Source organism: Streptomyces sp. NPDC059455 (genome assembly GCF_042750115.1).
GTDB lineage: Bacteria > Actinomycetota > Actinomycetes > Streptomycetales > Streptomycetaceae > Streptomyces > Streptomyces endocoffeicus.
In genome coordinates this window covers 1-2,621 of sequence record NZ_JBHYVB010000444.1, presented here as the reverse complement: position 1 = coordinate 2,621, position 2,621 = coordinate 1, and the positions used below count along the sequence as shown (strand labels likewise).

Below are 2,621 nucleotides of genomic sequence, written 5' to 3'. Positions count from 1 at the left end.
GCCATGCCGAATCCGTTGGCGTCGGCGGCGAAGGCTTTGCAGCGGCCGTCGTCGGCGAGGCCGCGCTGCCGGCTGAACTCGATGAACGGCGCCACTGAGGCCAGTACGGTCACGCCGCCGGTGATGGCGAGGGTGCATTCGCCGGAGCGCAGGGCCTGTATGGCGAGGTGCAGGGCGACCAGGGAGGAGGAGCAGGCGGTGTCGAGCGAGACGGCCGGGCCCTCGAAGCCGAAGGTGTACGAGACGCGGCCGGACGCCACGCTCGCCGCGCTGCCGTTGCCCAGGTACCCCTCCAACTGGTCCGTGTCGTCAGCCGACCAGTCGGCGTAGTCATTGTGGATCACACCGGTGAACACACCGGTGCGGCTGCCGCGCAGGGCCGCCGGGTCGATGCCGGCGCGCTCCAGGACCTCCCAGGTGGTCTCGAGCAGGAGTCGTTGCTGAGGGTCCATGGCCAGCGCCTCGCGCGGCGAGATGCCGAAGAACGCCGGGTCGAACCCGGCCGCGTCGTCCAGGAAGCCGCCCTCCCGGGCGTATGTCGTGCCCGGGTGGTCGGGGTCCGGATCGTAGATGTCCTCCAGGTCCCAGCCGCGGTCGATGGGAAACGCGGAGACGCCGTCGCGACCGGCGGCGACCAGATCCCACAGCGACTCCGGCGAGTCGACGCCGCCCGGCAGCCGGCAGGCCATGCTCACGATCGCGATGGGCTCGCGGTCCCTGGCTTCCAGCTCCTGGATCTGCTGCCGGGCGTCACGCAGGTCGGCGGCGGCCTTCTTGAGGTAGTGCAGAAACTCGTCTTCGTTCGCCATCGGTGCTCAGCTCCATACGTGAACCGGAAGGACGGGGACCGGACAGTGGGGACGACGCTCTTCGGGGCGACCCGTCGAAGATCAGTGGGACATGCCCTAACCCGCTTTGCCGTCGAGGAAGTCGAAGATCTCCCGGGCGCTCGCCGCGTCGAGGTCCAGCGCGGTGTCGGCGGCAGGCTGGGTAGCGCCCAGCGTCGACATCCACCGCTTCAGCCGCGCCACCACGGCCGGCCGCCGCTCCCCGTCCTCGGCAAGCGCCCGCAGCGTCACCTCGATACCGTCCAGGTCGGCCAGCGAGGGCCCGGTGTCGGCCGGGGCCAACTGCGCCAACAGGTGATCGGCCAGCGTGTTCGGTGTGGGGTGGTCGAAGATCAGGGTGGCGGGTAGCCGTAGTCCGGTGGCGGTGGTGACGCGGTTGCGGAACTCGACGGCGGTGAGCGAGTCGAAGCCGCTGTCCTTGAACGCCTGGGTCGGGCTGACAAGCTCGGCGCCCGCGTGGCCGAGCACGGTGGCCGCCTGCGCCCGCACCAACTCGAGGACGACCGCCCGACGCTCCTCGGGTGCCACCGCGGCGACGCGGTCGGCCCAGGTGCCGTCGTGGACGGCTGCCTGGCTGGCGGTTGGCCGGGCGGCGCGCACCAACGCGCGGAGCACCGGTGGCACACTGCCGGAACGCGCGATGGTGGGCAGGTGGAGCTTGACCGGTGCGACGGCGCCCAGCCCGTGGCCGAGGGCGGTGTCGAACAGCGCGGTGCCCTCGGCGTCGCTGATGCCGTACAGACCGGCGCGGGTCATTCGGTCGTGGTCGGTCTGGGTGAGGTGGGCGGTCATGCCGCCTTCCCGTTGCCACCAGCCCCAGGCGAGTGAGGTGCCGGGCAGGCCCTGGCGGCGGCGGTGGGTGATCAGGGCGTCGAGGAAGCTGTTGGCGGCGGCGTAGTTGGCCTGTCCGGGGCTGCCCAGCACCGCTGCCGAAGAGGAGAAGACGACGAACAGTGCGAGGTCGTGGTCTTGGGTGAGTTCGTGGAGCCACCAGGCGGGGTTGGCTTTGGGGGTGAGGGTGGTGGTGAGTGCGTCGGCGTCCAGGTGGTCGATGGTGGTGTCGGCGAGGGCTCCGGCGGTGTGGATGACGCCGGTGAGGGGGCCGATCTCGTCGATGAGCGTGGTGAGGGCGGTGCGGTCGGTGAGGTCGCAGGAGACGGTGCGGACGCGGGCGCCGTGTTGTTGGAGTTGGTTGGTGAGTTCGGTGGCGCCGGGGGCGTTGGGTCCTTGGCGGCTGGTGAGGATGAGGTCGCGGGCGCCGTGGGTGGTGACGAGGTGGTGGGCGATGAGGGAGCCGAGGTTGCCGGTGCCGCCGGTGATGAGGATGGTTCCGTCGGGGGTGTGGGGGATGGTGAGGACGACCTTGCCGATGTGGCGGGCCTGGGCCATGTAGCGGAACGCGTCCACCGACTCGCGCATGTCCCAGCACCGCACCGGCGGCAAGCTGAGCGCGCCGCTGCCGAACAGCTCCACCAACTCCGCCAGCATGCCCGCGATCCGGTCAGCGTCGGCATCCAGAGCCAGGTCGAATGCCTGGTAGGTGATTCCCTCGGGCAGGTCCTCGGCGTTGCGGAGGTCGGTTTTGCCCATTTCGATGAATCGGCCGTTGGGGGTGAGGAGGCGGAGGGAGGCGTCGATGAGGTCGTCGGTGAGGGAGTTGAGGATGACGTGGATGCCTTGGCCTTGGGTGGTGGTGTGGAAGGTGGTTTCGAAGTCGGGGGTGCGGGAGGAGGCGATGTGGTGGTCGTCGAGGCCCATGGCGCGTAGGTGGGG

At 70.4% G+C, this 2,621-nt stretch carries 2 protein-coding genes; both read right to left on the bottom strand.

What is annotated here, in order from left to right:
- A partial coding sequence (locus tag ACFXB5_RS53345) for a beta-ketoacyl synthase N-terminal-like domain-containing protein (protein ID WP_385223263.1) occupies positions 1-809 on the bottom strand: 809 nt, incomplete at its 3' end.
- A 96-nt stretch (positions 810-905) separates the two neighbouring features.
- Positions 906-2,621 (bottom strand): SDR family NAD(P)-dependent oxidoreductase (locus ACFXB5_RS53340; RefSeq protein ID WP_385223261.1); only part of this gene is annotated, 1,716 nt, incomplete at its 5' end.